Below are 17462 nucleotides of genomic sequence, written 5' to 3'. Positions count from 1 at the left end.
CCTGGACACGCAGGGTGGAGCCCGTCGACTCAGGCGACCTTGAGCTGCTCGTCGCCGAAATCGGCGATCAGCTTGAGCGTGCCGCCGAGAGCGGCGATGTATCGCGCGAGCACGTCCTGGGTCGCGACACTGCCCGCCTCGATCTGCGACACCCGCGCGACCGACACACCCATCCTCAACGCGACCTGCTCCTGAGTCATCTCGCGCCGCTTGCGCAGCTCCGCGAGACGCCACCCGCGGGCCTCGTCGAGCATGCCACCGATCGCGGCCTCGAATGCCTGCACACCACCGGCGGTCTCCACCGCCCGGCCCAGGTGCGAGGTGTCACGCCACCGCTTGACGCCGCTCATCGAATCTCCTCCTGCCGCTCCTTGAGATAGGTGTCGTAGAGCTGCTCCGCCTCCGGAATGGCATCCCGGTACCAGCGCGTCCACTGCCCCGACTTGTCGCCGGCGACCAGCAGAACCGCGGAGCGCCACGGGTCGAAGACGAAGAGAATCCTGATCTCGGTGCGCCCGGCAGAGGGAGGCCGCAGCTCCTTGAGGTTACTGAGGCGAGATGCGGTGATGCTGTCGACCAGCGGGCGCCCCTCGATGGGACCGTTGCGTTCCAGCACCAGGATTGCCTGGTTCACCAGGCGGTGCGACTCACGGTCGGCAGCGTAGAGCTCATCGAGGAAGTCCTCGACCTGCCCGGTCATCAGAATTTCCCACTCCACTTCTCACCCCCGAACTTAAGAATATTATTAAGAGCCGGGTCGGTCGAGTGACACGCTCGGCAGGAAAAATCGGTGGTGCGGGCGGCTGGATGGCCGTAGCGTGGATGGCCGCCCGACGGCCGCGGTGAGCATGCACCGCAGCGGACGTCCCCGCGCCGGGAGCAGGCCAACCGCCCCGGACACGCGAGCGAGCCTCAGTTGAGCCATCGGAGTTCACAGTGCCCGCAACCGAACTTGACACCACGCCCGAACGTGACGCCACGCCCGACCTCGACGCCGAGCTGACCGCCGAACGTGCCCACCTCGACGCCTCCCGAGTCGCGCTGAAACGGATGCGGGAACGCGCCGAGGCGCTCTTCGCCACCGGCGACAAGGTGGCCGGTGACTCGTACACCGCCGAGCAGCTCGGCCGGCACATGGCCCGGCGGGTCAAGGAGCTGGCCGACGACCCGACCACGCCGCTGTTCTTCGGCCGCCTCGACTTCGGGGAGACGGACCCGGACCACGCCGGGCGGGACTACCACGTCGGGCGGCGGCACGTCACCGACGAGCTGGGCGAGCCGCTGGTGCTGGACTGGCGGGCCCCGGTCTCCCGGTCGTTCTACCGGGCCAGCGCGCGTGACCCGCAGGGCGTCGCCGTACGCCGCCGGTTCGGGTTCAGCGCGGGCGTGCTGACCAGCTTCGAGGACGAGCACCTGGACCGGGGCGAGGAACTCGGCACCGCCAGCCGCATCCTCACCGCCGAGATCGAGCGCCCCCGCGTCGGCCCGATGCGCGACATCGTCGCCACCATCCAGCCGGAGCAGGACGAACTGGTCCGGGCCGACCTGGCCGACTCGATCTGCGTGCAGGGCGCGCCCGGCACCGGGAAGACAGCGGTCGGGCTGCACCGCGCCGCGTACCTGCTCTATCTGCACCGGGAACGACTGCGCCGCTCGGGAGTGCTGATCGTCGGGCCGAACCGGGCGTTCCTGTCGTACATCGCGGCGGTGCTCCCCGCGCTCGGTGAGGTCGAGGTCGAGCAGGCCACCGTGGAGGACCTGGTCGCGCGGGTTCCGGTCCGCGCGGTCGACGATCCGGCCGCCGCCGCGCTCAAGCACGACGTCCGGATGGCCGAGGTGCTGCGCCGGGCCGTCGAGGCCCACATCGGTACGCCCACCGAGCCGATCATGGTGTCGGACGGCTCGTACCGGTGGCGGATCGGGCTCGACCCGCTGCACCGGCTGGTCACCGAGACGCGCCAGGAAGGGCTGCCCTACGCCACCGGCCGGGAACGGGTCCGGGCGCGGGTGGTGGGGCTGCTGCAACGCCAGGCGGAGGCGCGCCGGGCGGAGTCGCCGAGCGACGCCTGGCTGCGGCGGATGAGCCGGATCAAGCCGGTCACCGACCTGCTCGACGCGGTCTGGCCGGCGCTCACCCCGGACGGGCTGCTGCACCGGCTGCGCACCGACGCCGACGCGCTCGCCGCCGCCGCGGACGGCCTGCTCACGCCCGAGGAGCAGGAGCTGTTCCGGTCCGGCAAGCCCGCGCGCACCGCGAAGGCGACCCGGTGGACCGCCGCCGACGCGGTGCTCATCGACGAGGTGGCCGGGCTGCTGGAACGGCCCGCCGGCTTCGGGCACGTGGTGGTGGACGAGGCGCAGGACCTCTCCCCGATGCAGTGCCGCGCCATCGCCCGGCGCAGCGAGCACGGCTCGATCACGCTTCTCGGCGACCTCGCCCAGGGCACCGCGCCGTGGGCCGCGACCGACTGGCGGGAGTCCCTGGCCCACCTGGGCAAGCCGGACGCCGCTGTGGTGCCGCTGAGCGTGGGCTTCCGGGTGCCGGCGGCAGTGGTGGCGTTCGCGAACCGGCTGCTGCCGGCGCTCGCCGTCGACGTACCCCCGGCCCGCTCGCTTCGCCACGACGGCGCGCTGGATGTGCGTACCGCCGAGGACCTGGCGGCCGCGACGGTGGCCGAGGTGCGGGCGGCGCTCGCGCACGACGGCTCGGTCGGTGTGATCGCCGCGGACGACGCGGTGGACCGGCTGCGCGCGGCGCTCGCCGACGCGGGCGTCGCAACCGCGACGGCCGACGACGTCGAGGCCGCGGCGCGCGTCACAGTGGTCCCGGCGACGCTGGTCAAGGGCCTGGAGTACGACCACGTGGTGGTCGTCGAGCCGGCCGCGATCGTGGCCGCGGAGCCGCGTGGGCTGCACCGCCTCTACGTGGTGCTGACCCGGGCGGTCTCCCGCCTGGCCGTGCTGCACCGCGAGCCGCTGCCCGCGCCGCTGGCCACCTGACCTGGGCGGGCTGCTGCGGCCCGGCCCCTGGTCGCGGCCCGGCGAGCGGGCCCGGTCAGGTGCTCAACGCGGCGGCGACCTCGCGCAGCGGCCGGCCGGAGTCGGCGATCGGCACGGTGAACGACAGCCAGGAACCGTCGGTGAAGTCGATCCGCAGCCGCTTCGGGTTGAGCCGGTGCCACCCGACCCGGGCCGAGGCGACCTCCGCACGCGCGGCCGACCACGCCACCGACGTCTCGGCCAGCGCGCGTTCCTCGGCCTCGCGCCCGGCCAGCAGCTTGACCCCGCCGGTACGGCAGACCAGCAGCCGCCGGTCGGTGACCGCGAGCAGCGTCTCCCGGACCTGGAGGTCGGGCCGGGCCGGGCGGAGCGCGCGGTGCAGGCGGGAGGCGGCCGAGCCGGGCTCGCCACGGCCGGCGATCCCCCAGCCGATCGCATCGACCAGCCGGTCGCCGCGGTCCCAGGTGGCGAGCGGCAGGAGGACGTTCAGCAGCACCGAGCCGAGCGTCCGCCGACCCGGCTCGGCAGTGGACTCCGGTTCGGGCGGCGGCGCCGGAGCGAGGCCCTGGCCGACGTCGGCCTTGGCGTGGGCCAGCACGCGCTCGCCCGGCTCGACGAGCCGGTCGATCGGGTCGCGGTATCTGGTCTCGTCCATCGGCTCAGTATCGGCCGTCGCCGTAGCCGTCGTCGGTACGGCGCTCCGCCGCCGGGGCGTTGCCCATCACCTCGCCGACGATCTCGCGTACCCGGGCGGCGGCGGCCTCCTGCGCCCGGTTCGCCGCGGCGGTGATCTCCTCGGCCAGCGTGTACGAGTCGAACCGCATGGCCCGCGCGTTGATATCGGTGGAGAGGATCTTGCCGTCGGCGGCGGCCACCACGGTGACCAGGCCGGAGTCGCTGACCCCCTGGGCGCTGCTCTGCTCCAGCTCGGCCATCCGCGCGCCGAGTTCGCGCTGCCACCCGTCCAGGTTGCGGGCCAGCGCCTCGATCCGGTCCAGGGCCGGGAACGTCATGGGTGCCTCTCAGTTCACGATCGAGTCGAACACGTTCTGCACGCCCTTTGTGTACGGGCCGAGATCCTCGCGGTACGTGCCGTCCACCAGGTAGTTGCGGTCCTTGCGCCCGTCGGAGATGTCGTGCAGCCCCATGCCGGTGTCGAGCAGGGCGCCGCCGATACCGGGGATGTTCACCGGTGACGCCTGGTTGATGGCGAACTTGCCCGGGAACAGGATGGCGGCGCGTTTGGCCTTGAACAGCACCGCCTCCCTGGTGTAGCCGGCCTTACTGAACGCGCCGTACGCCTTCTTGGCCTTGCGGAGCTCCAGCACCACCTGGCGGTAGCGCATGAGCAACTCGGCGACCTTCTGGAGCTTGGTGGCGAGCTTCGTGAGGATCTCCGCGAACCGCGCCACGATCTTGACCATGCGGCCGACGGTGGTGGCGAGCCGGGCCAGCACCCGRACCACTGTGGCGGCCAGGCTCACCCCGGCGCTCAGCACTGCCGCCACCGCGGCGATGATGACCTCGGTCAGGAACCAGAGCAGGAACTCCAGGATCAGCTCGACCAGCAGGTTGAACGCGTCGACAGCGGCATTGGCGGCGTCGACCAGCACCTCCTTGGTGCCGTCCAGCCCCTTGGCCAGTTCCTCCATCGCCTCCTCGATCGACTCCATCGAGGCGTGGAACTTGTCCGCCGCGTCGCCGTCCCAGGCGCCGCGCAGCCGGGCCCGGTCGGCGACCTGGTCGCCGGCGATCCGCCGGACCGCGTCGCCGGTGGTCAGCGCGAGCTGGGCCGCCCGCATCAGATCGTCCGGCTCGCCGGCGACCAGTTCCAGCAGCTGCTCGAACGGCCACAGCACCGCGTTCGAGAGCGGCTTGAACGGGTCGGGCGTGCCCGACACGATCTGCTCGAAGTAGGTCTTGTTGCGCTGCAGCGCCTCGGTGCTCATCCCGCCCCCTCAGGCGCCCGGCTGGAACATGTCGGTGTTGGCCACGTCCGTGCCGGTGTACGCCTCGGCGGTGTCGCGGAGCCCCTCGGCGATCGTCGCCATCACCTCGGCGCCGTCCTCCAGCCCTGCCAGGCACGCCTCGAACTGCTGCTCGTACGCGGCGGCGAGACTGAACGACGCGGGCATCACGCCGAACGCGTGCCGGGCCACGTGGCCGTCGCGGAACAGCCGGTGCAGCTCACGGAACTGGCCGGCCCGGTCCCGGGAGGCGGCGGCGAACGCCGTCAACGCCTCCGGCTGCACCTCGAGATTCCTGCTCGGACTGGTCACGGACCCTCCCCAGTGTCCGGTCGGAACTTCCACCGTCCTCGACGGCGCCACCAGCCTAGGGGATGTGCGCAGTTCCACAGGGGGCGGCGACGGTTGCCCCGGCACGGTAGACAGGGAGTGCACGAGCACCCTTCCGCCGCCCGAGGAGCCCCGGATGATCCTGGCCCGCGCCGAACAGGTCAGTCGCCGCTACGGCGACGTGCTGGCCCTGGACCGGGTCGACCTGACCGTCCGGGCCGGGGAGCTGGTCGGCCTGCTCGGCCCGAACGGCGCCGGCAAGAGCACCCTGATCAACCTGCTGGTCGGGCTGCGCCGCCCGAGCGGCGGCCGGGTCGAGTTGTGCGGCGGCGACCCGCGTGACCCGGCGAGCCGGCGGCAGCTCGGCGTCACGCCGCAGGAGACCGGCCTGCCCGGCACGCTGCGGGTCGGCGAGGTGGTCGACTTCGTCTCCGCGCACTTCCCCGACCCGGTGCCCCGGGGCGAACTGCTCGACCGGTTCGGCCTCGCCGACCAGGTACGCCGGCAGACCGGCGGCCTCTCCGGCGGCCAGCGTCGCCGGCTGGCGGTGGCGCTGGCGTTCGTCGGCCGTCCCCGGCTGGTGGTGCTGGACGAGCCGACCACCGGCCTCGACGTGGAGGCGCGGCACGCGCTCTGGGACGCGATCCGCGGCTTCCACGCCGACGGCGGCGCCGTGCTGCTGAGCAGCCACTACCTGGAGGAGGTGGAGGCGCTCGCGCAGCGCGTCGTGGTGATCGGCCACGGGCGGGTGCTGGCCGACGACTCGGTGACGGCGATCCGCGGGATGGTCGGCGTACGCCGGGTCAGCCTGGTCGCCGACGACCTGCCGACGCTGCCCGGGGTGGTCGCCACCGAACGCGCCGACGGGCGGGTGCACCTGCTCACCACCGACGCCGACCAGCTCGTCCGCGACCTGGTCACCGCCGGGGTGGCGTTCCGCGACCTGGAGGTCCGGCCCACCTCGCTGGAGGAGGCGTTCCTCGCCATCACGGCCGGCGACCGGCCCGCGCCCACCCCCGCCTAGGAGACAGTCGTGCCGCTCGCCCTCGTCCACGCCCGCTACCACCTCCTGGAGATCATCCGGATTCCGGTGGCGGTGGTGGGCAGCGCCTTCTTCCCCGCGGCCGCGATGCTCTTCTTCGTGGTGCCGTTCGCCGGCGACGACCCCACCGGCGCCACCTACGCCACCGCCGCCATGGTGACGTTCGCGGTGATGAGCGCCAACATCTTCCAGTACGGCGTGGGTGTCGCCGAGGACCGCGACCAGCCCTGGAACCCGTACACCCGGACCCTGCCGACCGGACCGGCCCCGCGACTCACCGGGCGGATCCTGGCCGGGCTGGTGCTGACGTACGTGTCGATGATCCCGGTAGTGGTGATCGCCGCGGTGGCCACCGAGGCCCGGGTCAGCGCGCTGCAGTTCCTGCTCGGGCTCGGCGCGGTAGCGGTGATCTCGGTGCCGTTCACGCTGCTCGGCCTGGCGATCGGCTACGCGCTGCCGAGCAAGGCGGCGATCGTGGTGGCGCAGGTGATCTTCTTCCCGCTGGCGTTCGGCGGCGGCCTGCTCTCCGGGCCGGACGACGCGCCCGGCTTCATCAAGGCGATCGCCCCCTACCTGCCGACCCGGGGCGCGGTGGAACTGATCTGGGCGGCGGTGACCGACTTCCGGCCCGGCACCCTGTCGCTGGTGATGCTGGGAGTCTGGGTGCTGGTGCTCGCCGCGGCCGCCGGCTGGGCGTACCGGCGGGACGAGGGACGCCGCTTCACCTGACCTTTTGTCCGGTTCCGGCCCGGTGGCCGACCCGGCGGTGCCACGATGCCGACAGGGCGGGTCAGCGGGACCGTCCCCGGCGAGAGGGGTCACCGTGAACGGCGTCGAGCCCGGCACACCCTGCTGGACCGACCTGGCCACGCCGGGGCTGGAGGACGCGCGACGGTTCTACCCCGAGCTGTTCGGCTGGACCGGGCAGATCTCCCCCGAGCCGGAAGCGGGCGGCTACACCRTCTTCCAGAAGAACGGCAAGGCCGTCGCCGGGGCCGGCCCGCCGGCCACGCCGGACCAGGTGCCGGTCTGGTCGATGTACGTGGCCACCGACGACGCCGACCTGGTCGCGACCCGGGTGGAGGCGGCCGGYGGGCAGGTGGTGGTCTCCCCGTTCGACGTCGCCACGCAGGGCCGGATGGCGGTGCTCGCCGACCCGGCGGGCGCGGTGTTCAGCGTCTGGCAGCCGATGGCGATGCGCGGGGCCGAACTGTTCAACGCACCTGGCGCGATGTGCTGGAACGAGCTGGTCACCCCCGATCCGGAGAACGCCAAGGAGTTCTACGCGCTGGTCTTCGGCTGGCATCCGGAGGAACGTCCCGCCGGGCCGGTGCCGTACACCGGGTGGCGCTGCGGCGCCCGGATCGTCGCCGGCATGCTGCCCCGGGCCGAGCCGATGCCGGAGGACCTGCCCGCGTACTGGGCCGTCTACTTCGCGGTGGAGGACGCCGACGTCACCGCCGCGCGGGCCGCCGAGCTGGGCGGCACCGTCCTGGTCCCGCCGCGCGACAACCCGGCCGGCCGCAGCGCCGCCCTGCGCGACCCGTCCGGCGCCCTCTTCTCCATCTCCACCCTCCGCTGACCCCCTCCGCCGCGCGCGAGGCGGGTCCGGTCGAGATCTTGGTACGGGTTGGCCCCCAGGAGGGCCTGTTCGCACCAAGATCTATCTGCCCTCCCGGCAATCGGAACACCTGCCCAGGATTCGGGACGGCGCTCCCTGAGGGTGGGCTGTTCAGCGGCAAAGCCGCCACCCCGTCCGCCGATCTTGCAGTTGCGGCCCTCGTGGCGTCACATTCGCACCTTTTGTCGGGGCCGGAAGTGCAAGATCGACGGCGCGAAGGCGGGGCGGGTGAGGTCAGGTTGGGCGGACGGGGACCACCAAGGGGCCGTGGTCGCCGGGGATCACCCGGATGTGGGCGCGGTAGTGGCGGGCCAGCAGGGCCTCGGTGAGCACCTCGTCCGGTGGACCGGCGGCGGCCACCCGGCCGTCGGCCAGCAGCACCAGACGGTCGGCGTACTCGCCGGCGATGGAGAGGTCGTGCATGGTGGCCAGCACGGTCAGGCCGTGCTCGCGGCGGAGCTGGTCGACCAGTTCCAGCACCTCCTGCTGGTGCCCGATGTCCAGCGCGCTCGTCGGCTCGTCCAGCAGCAGCAGGGTGGCTCCCTGGGCCAGCGCCCGGGCCAGGAAGACGCGCTGCCGCTCGCCGCCGGAGAGCGTGGCCAGCTCACGGTGTGCGAACGGGCCGAGGTCGAGCCGGTCCAGCACCTCGTGCACGGCGGCCAGGTCGGCGGCGGACTCGCGGCCCAGCGCCGGGATGTACGGGGTACGCCCGAGCAGCGTGTAGTCGAAGACCGACATACCGGCCGGCACCACCGGGGACTGAGCCACCGTGGCCACCACCCGGGCCCGTTCGCGGCGGCGGAGCGCGCCGATCGGCGTACCGAAGAGTGCGACCTCGCCCGGGCCGGTCAGCAGGCCGCCGACGGCGCGCAGCAGGGTCGACTTGCCGGCGCCGTTGGGTCCGATCACGGTGACCCACTCACCGGCGGAGACCGTGAGGTCGACGCCGGCCAGGATCGGGTTGCCGCCGAGGGCGACCCGCAGGTCGTGCACGCGCACGGCGGGGGCGTTCACATCGCCACCCGGCGGGCGGTACGCAGGACGAGGACGAAGAACGGGCCGCCGAGCAGCGCGGTGACCACGCCGATCGGGATCTCGGCGGGGGCGGCGGCGGTACGGGCGACCACGTCGGTGAGCGCGAGGAACGCGCCGCCGAACAGCATGGACAGCGGCAGGATGATCCGGTGGCTGGAGCCGAAGAGCAGCCGCATGGTGTGCGGCACGATGATGCCGACGAAGCCGATCAGCCCGGACGCGGAGACCGCTGCGGCGGTACCGAGCGACGCGGCGGCGATCAGCAGGTAGCGGGAGCGCTGCGGGTGCAGCCCCAGGCCGGTGGCCTCGTCGTCGCCGACGGAGAGCACGTCCAGCTCACGCCGGTGCAGCAGCACCACAACGGCGGTGAGCACGAAGTACGGCAGGACCAGCCACACGTCGTGCCAGCCGGCGGTGGCGAGCCGCCCGAGCAGCCAGGAGTAGACCTGCTGGATGTTGTCGGAGTGCTGTTGCAGCAGGTACGTCTGCCCGGCGCCGAAGAACGCCGAGACCGCCACCCCGGCCAGGATCAGCGTGGCCGGTGACCGGTCCCGTCCGCCGGCCGCGCCGAGCAGGTACGTCAGCACGACCGCGCCGAGCGAGCCGACGAACGCGGCGAGCGGGATGGTGATCGGCAGCCCGGTCAGCGCCCCGCCGGCTCCGGCGCCGAGCACGATCGCCGTGGTGACCGCGAAGCCGGCGCCGGCCGCCACGCCGAGCAGGTACGGGTCGGCCAGCGGGTTGCGGAAGACGCCCTGGTAGCAGCCGCCGGCCAGGGCGAGGAGCGCGCCGACGAGCAGGCCGAGCACGACCCGGGGCAGCCGCAGCTCGGTGATGATCGCGATTTCCCGCTCGGTGAGCCCGCTGTCGAGGCGTACCCCGGGTAGCAGGTTGAGCAGTTCGGCGGCGACGCTGCCGGGCGGCAGGCTGACCGGGCCGAGTGAGACGCCGGCCACCAGCGCGACGAACACGGCCACGACTCCGGCGAGCAGCCAGCGCTTGCGTAGCCCGGCGGGCCGGACCGGGGCGCCGCCCGCGCCGGGCGCCCCGCGCCGCCCGGGGCGGGACAGCGACCGGATGCCCGGCCGGGACGCCCGAGGCGTTCCGGCCGGGTTCGGGGCGGAGTCCGCCTGTCGTAGGGCCACTGTCAGGCCGGAACCTTGGCGGTGGCGTCGACGATGACCTTGAGAAGGTCGACCACGCGCGGGCCCCAGCGCGAGGCGATGTCGTCGTCCAGCTCCACGATCTGGTTGTTCTTCACCGCGTTGATGCCGGCCCACCCGCTGCGCGCCTTCACCGTGTCGGCGTTCTGCTTGCAGCACTTGGTGTCGGACAGGAAGACGAAGTCGGGGTTCGCCTTGACGATGACCTCCTGGGAGAGCTGCGGGTAGCCGCCGTTCTTCCCGTCGGCGTCGGACGGGTCGGCGATGTTCTCCAGCCCGGCGAGCGCGTAGATGGTGCCGATGAACGTCTTGCTGGTCGCGGTGTACAGCTCCGGACCCAGCTCGTGGAAGTAGGTCAGCTTCTCGGTGCGCTTGGGCAGGTCCTTGGTCAGCGCGGTGATGTCGTCCTTCATCTTCTGCACCACGGCCTCGGCCTCGGACCGGTGGCCGGTGAGCGTGCCCAGGTCGGTGAGCTGCCGGTACGTGTCGTCGAGCGTGGCCGCGGCGGGGATCTGCAGGACCGGGATCTTCAGCGCGACGAGCTGGTCGGCGATCTTGTTGAGGTTGTCCGAGATCACCACCAGGTCGGGGTTGCGGGAGGCGACCGCCTCGGCGTTCGGCTGGTAGCCGGACAGGTCGGTGCGGGGCGCCTCGGCCGGGTAGTTCGACTGGTCGTCGACGGCGGTGACCTGCTTGCCGGCGCCGATGGCGAAGAGCATCTCGGTGGAGGTCGGCGAGAGCGAGACGATCTTCTCGGGCCGCTTCTCCAGCGTCAGCTTGCCGACGGTGGCCGGGAACGCGCCGCCGGAGGCGCCGGCGGCGGGGGTGTCGGTCGAGGTCTTCTCGGCGCAACCGCCGAGAAGCAGCACGCCGGCCGCGAGCGCGGTGGCGAAGAGCCGGGGGGTACGTCGGGACATGAAGCCTCCTGTCGGTCGAGGAGTGTGGTGCTTCGCCGACAGGAAGAGAGGCCCGTCCGCGAGGCGCCCTTCCTCGAGAGCGCGTGTCGCGACCGGGCCGCAGGCGACCTGGCTCGTCCCACGTCCGTCGGCGCCGGCGGGAGGCCGACGCCGCGCGTACGGGGCATCACAGTTGCGGGACAGCGCCGGTTTCGCACCGGCTTCGCTGTGGCACGGTCGGTGCCACGGTAGCGCACGACCAGCGGAGATCGTCCGGACGGTGGGGGTGGGTGGGAACCCCGGCGGGGGTGGAACCGGGGTTCCCACCCGGTGGTGAGGTCAGCAGTACTGGCTCTGCTTGCCGATCGCCCGGTACGGGCAGTCGGCGTACTCGGACAGGATCAGCACGGCTTCCCGGTTGCGTGAGGTCTGCGCCGGGATCACCTCGTCCGGCGGGTAGAAGCCGCCGCCGGAGGCCGAGCCGGGGTACATCTCGAAGGTGTACGCCCAGATCTTGTGGGCGCCCCACATCCAGTCGATGCTGGTGCCGTCGGCGATGTAGAGGTCGCTCGACTGTTCCGGGGTGTAGTTGTTGGTCGCCGCCATCTGCCGTCCGATGGTGGCGAAGGTGTTGTACTGGTCGGTGTTCATCCCGGTGGCGGTGTTGTTGTACGTGTACCCGTACGGCCAGAGCACCAGCTGCGAGTAGGTGTGGAAGTCGATGTTCGCCTTGATCTGCTGCACCCCGCCGACGACCCGGCTGTTGACGAAGTTGCGCAGCGCCGCGGTCTCCGGCGCGGAGAAGGCGGACGGGCCCCGGTAGGTGTCCGACGACTTCGAGCTGGACGAGCCGCCGCAGCAGCCCCACTGGTAGCCCCAGTTGCGGTTCAGGTCGGTGCCGACGGCGGTGGAGCCGCTGTTGGGCTGCCGGTTCTTGCGCCAGGAGCGGTAGGAGCCGGTGGCGATGTCGTATTCGCTGCCGTCGGGGTTGACGGTGGGGACGATCCAGATCTCCCGGGTGTTGACGATGTTTGTGATCCGGGAGTCGCTGCCGTAGTTGTCGGTGAAGAGGTTGAGCAGGTAGATCGCCATTTCGACGGTGAGGTGCTCACGCGCGTGCTGCTGGGCGTTGAACAGGATCTCCGGCTCCGCCTCGTCGGTGGCGACGTTGTCGGAGATCTTCACGGCCATCAGGTCCCGGCCCTGGTAGGACGTGCCGATGCTCAGCTTCCGCGCGATGGTCGGGTGGTCGGCGACCACCTTGTTCACCACCGCTGTCAGCTCGGCGTAGTCGTGGTAGTTCGAGTCGGCGGGCGGGAACGCGTTGGCGGTCATGCCCCCGTCGGCGTGGTCGTGCTCCGGCACGACGTCCTTCTCGAGCCGGAACCCGAGCCGGGTGATCGCGTTCGCCTCGGCCTTGGTGGCCGTGACGTGCAACACACCGTGTTCGGAGTAGTCGATGGCGGCGCCGGTGCCGGCGACCGCGGTGCGGTCCGCGGCGGTGCGGGGGCCGAGCACCCGGTACGCGACGGTGGCCGGCTCGCCGGAGCCCTCCGGCGCGGGCCGGGCGACGGCGGGCGCGGCGGCCGCGCTGACGATGGTCAGGCCGACGGCGGCGGCGAGCGCCAGCCGGCGGCGGAACGGAGAGGTGCGGAAGGCCATGGACAACCTCCTGGGGGTACGGGAGAGCTCCCGTTGTCCGCACACTCCACCAGGAGACACATGGTCATATCAATATCTGTCTCTCCCTTTAGTCATCCCGACCTGATCGTCACTTCGGCAATGATTTTCCATGCCTGAACATCTGGCGAAACTTCCCGCCAGGCGCGACAGTGAACGGCAACGATGCCGTCTCCCCGTGGAGCTGCCATGTTCGGACGACCCATGCGCGCGGCCGCCCTCGCCGGCCTCACCGCGCTCACCCTCCTCGGCACCACCGCACCGGCCCAGGCACAAGCCCCGCGGCCGGGCGTCACACACGACGAACAGATCACGTTCCAGGAGTTCTCCCGCTTCCCCGACTGGCGCAGCGGCTCCCACCAGGGCACCCGCGCCGTACCGGGCCGCCACCCCGCGCTGACCATCGACCGCCCGGTGGGCACCACCGAGTTCACCGACGAGCACACCGGCACGACCCGCACCTGGGAGTACGCCACCTGGACCTCACCCGAGCGGCGGATCGGGTTCGACGCCAGCGAGATGGTCGCGTCCTGGAACGCCGCCACCCCGGCCGGCACCTGGATCCAGGTCGAGCTGCACGGCACGTACAACACCGGGGCGCAGACCCCGTGGTTCGTCATGGGCCGCTGGGCCTCCGGCGACCAGGACATCAAGCGGTCCACGCTGGACGGCCAGGGCGACCCCTGGTCGAGCATCTGGACCGACACGTTCTCGATCGACGACGCCGACGCCGGAGTGCTGCTGCGCTCGTACCAGTTGCGGCTGACGCTCTACCGCGCGCCCGGCCAGGCCGCCGCGCCGCAGGTGCGGATGGTCGGCGCGATGGCGTCGAACGTGCCCGACCGGTTCACCGTCACCCCGAGCCGGGGCGGCATCGCCTGGGGCACCGAGCTGGCCGTGCCGCGCTACTCGCAGAACGTCCACATCGGCGAGTACCCCGAGTACAACGGCGGTGGCGAGGCGTGGTGCTCACCCACCTCGACGGAGATGGTGGTCGAGTACTGGGGCCGCAAGCCCTCGGCCGAGGACACCTCCTGGGTCGACCCCGCCTACCCCGACCCGACTGTCGACCACGCCGCCCGGATGACCTACGACTACGAGTACGACGGCGCGGGCAACTGGCCGTTCAACACCGCGTACGCGGCGAGCTTCCCCGGCCTGGAGGGCCGGGTCACCCGGCTGCACTCGCTGGACGAGGCGGAACGCTTCATCAAGGCCGGCATCCCGGTGGTCACCTCGCAGTCGTTCCTCGCCAGCGAACTCGACGGGGCCAACTACGGCACCGCCGGGCACCTGTTCGTGATCGTCGGCTTCACCGCCGAGGGCGACGTGATCGTGAACGACCCCGCGTCCTCCTCGAACGAGGCGGTGCGCAACGTCTACAAGCGGGAGCAGTTCGAGCAGATCTGGCTGCGCACCAAGCGCTACCGCGCCAACGGCACAGTGGCCTCCGGCTCGGGCGGCATCGCGTACCTGATCAAGCCGGTCGACCGGCCGTGGCCGGTCGTCCCGGGCTCGACCAACTGGTGAGCGGCTCGACCATCCGGTGAACCGCTCGACCGGCTGGTGAACCGCGAAGGGCCCGGCGCGACGTCGCGCGCCGGGCCCCGCCGGTCCGCTCAGCTGTCGCGGCGTTCGCCGTCCGGCTCGGCCTGGTCCTCACCGGCCAGCGCGGAGCGCAGCCGGTCCTTCTCCACGCGGCGCCGCTCGGCCGCCTCCGCCATCTCCCCGGCCATCTGGTCCCGCAGGCCCTTGAGCAGGAAGAACGACAGCGTGGCGGAGAAGATCAACGCCAGCATCAGCCGCAGGAACATGTTCATGTCGACGAACCAGAGGGCCGCCAGCACGACGACGAACAGCCCGATCCGGCCCAGCGTGTACTTGAGCGCCGCGCTCATTCCCGCATTCCCACTCTCTTCGTGCCTCAGCCCGTACGCCGGGCCAGCCAGTGCACGCCATGAAACCAGACGACCGCGTAGACCACGGTGAACACCGCCGCGGCCAACGCTCCCGTGAACAGCGCGGGCAGCCCCGAGGCCAGTCCGGCGGCCAGCAGACCGGCGAGCACGCCGAGCGCGATGCCGGCCAGCGCCGCCACCACCCGGGCGGCGCCGAACTCCCAGGCCCGGAACTCGTCCCAGAACAACCAGAGCGGCAGGATCACCGCCAGCCAGCCGTTCGTGCCCCCGAAGCCGCTGTCGCCGATGGTGGCGAACGCCCATTCGAAGACCAGCAGCGCCAGCACCCCGATGACCAGGCCGGCGAGGCTCACGCCGAGCAGGTCACCGAGGGTCAGGATGCGCCCCTCGGCGTCACGCCGGGGGAAGGCGCGCTGCTGTTCCTCGCCGCTCATCGCCCGCTCAGGCCCAGACCTGCTGCGGCTCGGACCGGCGCTCGGCCAGCGACGGCGGCCCGTCGTACTCGCGCACGATCTCGTAGCGGGTGTTCCGCTCGACCGGGCGGAACCCGGCGTCCCAGATCATGTGCAGCAGGTCGTCGCGGTGCATGGTGTTCGGCGTGCCGTACGAGTCGGCGTCGTGGGTGATCTTGTATTCCACGACCGAGCCGTCCAGGTCGTCGACGCCGAAGTTCAGCGAGAGCTGCGCCACCGACAGGCCGTGCATGACCCAGAAGCACTTGACGTGCGGCACGTTGTCGAACAACAGCCGGGAGACCGCGAACGTCTTCAGCGACTCGGCCGGCGAGGCCATCGTGGTGCGGGCCTGGATCCGGTTACGGATCTTGCCGTCCGCCGAGTCGACGAAGTCGTGCTGGTAGCGCAGCGGGATGAAGACCTGGAAGCCACCGGTCTCGTCCTGCAGCTCGCGCAGCCGCAGCACGTGGTCGACCCGGTGCCGGGGCTCCTCGATGTGGCCGTAGAGCATGGTCGACGGCGTCTTCATGCCCTTGGAGTGGGCCAGCCGGTGGATGCGCGACCAGTCCTCCCAGTGGCAGTTGTGGTCGACGATGTGCTGGCGGATCTCCCAGTCGAAGATCTCCGCGCCGCCGCCGGTCAGCGACTCCAGGCCGGCGTCCATCAGCTCGTCGAGGATCGCGTCGGCGGTGAGCCCGCTGATCTTCTCGAACCACTGCACCTCGGTCGCGGTGAACGCCTTGAGGTTGACGTTCGGCAGCGCGGCCTTCAGCTCCCGCAGCACCTTCGGGTAGTAGCGCCAGGGCAGCGTCGGGTGCAGGCCGTTGACGATGTGCAGCTCGGTGAGCTGCTCGTCCTCCATCTCCTTGGCCTTACGGACCGCCTCGTCGATCCGCATCGTGTAGGCGTCCTTCTCGCCCGGCTTGCGCTGGAACGAGCAGTACGCGCACGACGCCGAGCAGACGTTCGTCAGGTTCAGGTGCCGGTTGACGTTGAACATCACCCGGTCGCCGTTGAGCTCCGTACGCCTGTGGTGGGCCAGCCGGCCCAGCCAGGTCAGGTCGTCGCTGTCGTAGAGGGCGATGCCGTCCTCGCGGGTCAACCGCTCCCCGGCGTACACCTTCGCTTCGAGTTCGCGCTTGAGTCCGGCGTCCATCCGAAAGCCACGTCCTTCCCCCTGGGTTCCCGATCGAGCGTACGTCGCGGGTCCGACCAGCCGCCGACGTGGTCGAGCCAGTTCACCCGCCGTCACTCTCCGCACATCGACATCGCTGCGACGGTGAGGTAAGACAGGGTGGGGCGGAACACACACCAGTGCCGTCCTGTCCTGACACGCCCCACCTCGCGTGGCGGGCACCAGACCGGACGGGGAGCGGAATGTCCGACAGCACCAAGGCCCGGCGGCGACGAGGCCGGCAGCCGGTGATCTCACCGGTCCTGCGTCCGGCCCTCTGGTCCGCCCTCCTCGGTGCGGTCGCGGCGGCGGCGCTCGCCACCCCGGCCTGGGCCGACCCGCTGCCCGACACCGTGCCCAGCACCGGCTCCCGCCCCCAGGTCACCGGCCCCCTGCAACTGCCCGGCAGCGTCCCCGGCCTGCCCGGCAGCGTTCCGGGCGTGCCCGGAGCAACCGTCCCGGGCCTGCCGGGCGGCACCACCGGCGTCACCAACCCGGCCGACGGCCCGCTGATCGCGCAGATCAACCAGCTCGACGCCCAGGTCGGGCTGCTGGGCGAGGAAATGCTGCGGATCAAGGGCGAGCGGGACGCCGCACAGGCCGAGCTGACCCAGTCCGCCGCCCGGCTCAAGGAGGCCCAGGACGCGCTCACCCGGGCCCAGGAGAACGCGAAGAGCGCCGCCGCCGACGCGGTCAAGGCCGACGCGGCGCTGCCGCCGGGCGAGTTCGGCGCCAGCCTGCGTGACTTCGCCAACCTCCAGCGCATCACCCGGGGCGACAAGGCCGAGGGCGCCACCACGTCGGTGACCGGCGAACTCCTCCGGGCCACGAACGCCGAGCGGATCGCCCGGGAGGCGCACGACTCGGCCCAGCGCCGGGCGACCGAGAAGGCCGCCGAGTTCACCCGCGCCGAGACCGACCTGCGCAAGCAGGAGACGACGCTCGTCGCGCTGCGCAAGGAGAACGCCGCCAAGCTGCTCGAGATCGAGCGCCTGGCCGACGCCGCCGAGCAGCAGCTCGGCACCTCGTACGTCGTCAACCAGAGCATCGACGGCCTGGCGGCGGACCCCAAGGCGCTCGCCGCGGTCCGCTACGCCCTCGCCCAGCTCGGCGACCCGTACCTCTGGGCCGCCGAGGGCCCGGACCGGTTCGACTGCTCCGGCCTGGTGCTCGCCTCCTA

17 protein-coding genes, 2 pseudogenes and 1 riboswitch are annotated in these 17462 nt (G+C 71.9%); of the genes and pseudogenes, 6 read left to right on the top strand and 13 right to left on the bottom strand.

Going from position 1 to position 17462, the window contains the following annotated elements; all coding sequences use genetic code 11:
- Positions 1 to 29: 29 nt before the first annotated feature.
- Together A8711_RS17575 and A8711_RS17570 are read right to left on the bottom strand one after the other, a co-directional pair.
- A complete protein-coding gene (locus A8711_RS17575) occupies positions 30 to 350 on the bottom strand; it encodes a helix-turn-helix transcriptional regulator (RefSeq protein WP_043327344.1) in 321 nt (106 codons plus the stop codon).
- Positions 347 to 700 (bottom strand): type II toxin-antitoxin system RelE/ParE family toxin, encoded by a 354-nt coding sequence (locus A8711_RS17570; protein ID WP_043330725.1) that lies wholly within the window; start codon positions 698 to 700, stop codon positions 347 to 349. The genes A8711_RS17575 and A8711_RS17570 overlap by 4 nt, the downstream gene beginning before the upstream one ends.
- Before the next feature lie 236 nt (positions 701 to 936).
- On the opposite strand from A8711_RS17570, the gene A8711_RS17565 reads away from it, so the two are divergent.
- Positions 937 to 3000, top strand: coding sequence for an AAA family ATPase (locus tag A8711_RS17565; RefSeq protein ID WP_069088830.1), 2064 nt, complete (start codon positions 937 to 939; stop codon positions 2998 to 3000).
- A gap of 55 nt (positions 3001 to 3055) precedes the next feature.
- Here the strand turns inward: A8711_RS17565 and A8711_RS17560 are convergent, their stop codons facing one another.
- The 4 genes from A8711_RS17560 to A8711_RS17545 are packed head-to-tail and all read right to left on the bottom strand — an operon-like array spanning position 3056 to position 5279.
- Entirely contained in the window at positions 3056 to 3655 is a 600-nt protein-coding gene (locus tag A8711_RS17560) for a hypothetical protein (protein WP_069088829.1), read from the bottom strand.
- Positions 3656 to 3659: 4 nt separating this feature from the next.
- Positions 3660 to 4013 carry a YbaB/EbfC family nucleoid-associated protein gene (locus A8711_RS17555; protein WP_043327350.1) on the bottom strand — a complete coding sequence of 118 codons (354 nt, stop codon included), beginning with the start codon at positions 4011 to 4013 and terminating at the stop codon, positions 3660 to 3662.
- Positions 4014 to 4022: 9 nt separating this feature from the next.
- Positions 4023 to 4949 carry a WXG100 family type VII secretion target gene (locus tag A8711_RS17550; RefSeq protein ID WP_043327351.1) on the bottom strand — a complete coding sequence of 309 codons (927 nt, stop codon included), beginning with the start codon at positions 4947 to 4949 and terminating at the stop codon, positions 4023 to 4025.
- A 9-nt stretch (positions 4950 to 4958) separates the two neighbouring features.
- A complete protein-coding gene (locus A8711_RS17545) occupies positions 4959 to 5279 on the bottom strand; it encodes a type VII secretion target (protein WP_043327353.1) in 321 nt (106 codons plus the stop codon).
- A gap of 154 nt (positions 5280 to 5433) precedes the next feature.
- Between A8711_RS17545 and A8711_RS17540 the strand changes: the two genes are divergently transcribed.
- The 3 genes from A8711_RS17540 (at position 5434) to A8711_RS17530 (ending at position 7921) form a co-directional block, all read left to right on the top strand.
- Positions 5434 to 6321 (top strand): ABC transporter ATP-binding protein, encoded by an 888-nt coding sequence (locus tag A8711_RS17540; protein WP_064448419.1) that lies wholly within the window; start codon positions 5434 to 5436, stop codon positions 6319 to 6321.
- Positions 6322 to 6330: 9 nt separating this feature from the next.
- Entirely contained in the window at positions 6331 to 7068 is a 738-nt protein-coding gene (locus A8711_RS17535; protein ID WP_043327358.1) for an ABC transporter permease, read from the top strand.
- Between the two features lie 94 nt (positions 7069 to 7162).
- Positions 7163 to 7921 (top strand): VOC family protein, encoded by a 759-nt coding sequence (locus tag A8711_RS17530; protein ID WP_069088828.1) that lies wholly within the window; start codon positions 7163 to 7165, stop codon positions 7919 to 7921.
- Between the two features lie 273 nt (positions 7922 to 8194).
- Here the strand turns inward: A8711_RS17530 and A8711_RS17525 are convergent, their stop codons facing one another.
- From A8711_RS17525 to A8711_RS17510, 4 genes and pseudogenes are all read right to left on the bottom strand, one after another.
- Positions 8195 to 8974: an ABC transporter ATP-binding protein gene (locus A8711_RS17525; RefSeq protein WP_043327362.1), complete on the bottom strand. Its 780-nt coding sequence runs from the start codon at positions 8972 to 8974 to the stop codon at positions 8195 to 8197.
- Entirely contained in the window at positions 8971 to 10065 is a 1095-nt protein-coding gene (locus A8711_RS17520; protein WP_069088714.1) for an iron ABC transporter permease, read from the bottom strand. Before A8711_RS17520 ends, A8711_RS17525 begins: the two co-directional genes overlap by 4 nt.
- A 77-nt stretch (positions 10066 to 10142) precedes the next feature.
- A complete protein-coding gene (locus A8711_RS17515; protein WP_069088697.1) occupies positions 10143 to 11075 on the bottom strand; it encodes an ABC transporter substrate-binding protein in 933 nt (310 codons plus the stop codon).
- Between the two features lie 107 nt (positions 11076 to 11182).
- Positions 11183 to 11276, bottom strand: a riboswitch (cobalamin riboswitch).
- Positions 11277 to 11396: 120 nt separating this feature from the next.
- A pseudogene (locus tag A8711_RS17510) lies at positions 11397 to 12716 on the bottom strand (M14 family metallopeptidase); the annotation flags it as partial.
- Between the two features lie 207 nt (positions 12717 to 12923).
- Between A8711_RS17510 and A8711_RS17505 the strand changes: the two are divergent.
- Entirely contained in the window at positions 12924 to 14264 is a 1341-nt protein-coding gene (locus A8711_RS17505) for a C39 family peptidase (RefSeq protein WP_069088698.1), read from the top strand.
- Positions 14265 to 14353: 89 nt separating this feature from the next.
- On the opposite strand, the gene A8711_RS17500 is transcribed toward A8711_RS17505, so the two are convergent.
- Genes A8711_RS17500 through mqnE form a run of 3 tightly spaced genes read right to left on the bottom strand, consistent with a single transcriptional unit; the run spans position 14354 to position 16264 of the window.
- Positions 14354 to 14632, bottom strand: a complete 279-nt coding sequence (locus tag A8711_RS17500) for a DUF4229 domain-containing protein (protein WP_069088699.1) — start codon at positions 14630 to 14632, stop codon at positions 14354 to 14356.
- Between the two features lie 26 nt (positions 14633 to 14658).
- Positions 14659 to 15087, bottom strand: a complete 429-nt coding sequence (locus A8711_RS17495; RefSeq protein WP_043327373.1) for a hypothetical protein — start codon at positions 15085 to 15087, stop codon at positions 14659 to 14661.
- Positions 15088 to 15094: 7 nt separating this feature from the next.
- Positions 15095 to 16264 (bottom strand): aminofutalosine synthase MqnE, encoded by a 1170-nt coding sequence (mqnE, locus tag A8711_RS17490; RefSeq protein ID WP_043327375.1) that lies wholly within the window; start codon positions 16262 to 16264, stop codon positions 15095 to 15097.
- A 221-nt stretch (positions 16265 to 16485) separates the two neighbouring features.
- Between mqnE and A8711_RS17485 the strand changes: the two are divergent.
- A pseudogene (locus A8711_RS17485) lies at positions 16486 to 17462 on the top strand (NlpC/P60 family protein); the annotation flags it as partial.

It is taken from the genome of Micromonospora sp. II, assembly GCF_001709195.1.
Taxonomy (GTDB): domain Bacteria; phylum Actinomycetota; class Actinomycetes; order Mycobacteriales; family Micromonosporaceae; genus Micromonospora; species Micromonospora chalcea.
Note: the sequence above shows the minus strand (reverse complement) of the source record. Positions and strands in the feature narration are given on the sequence as shown.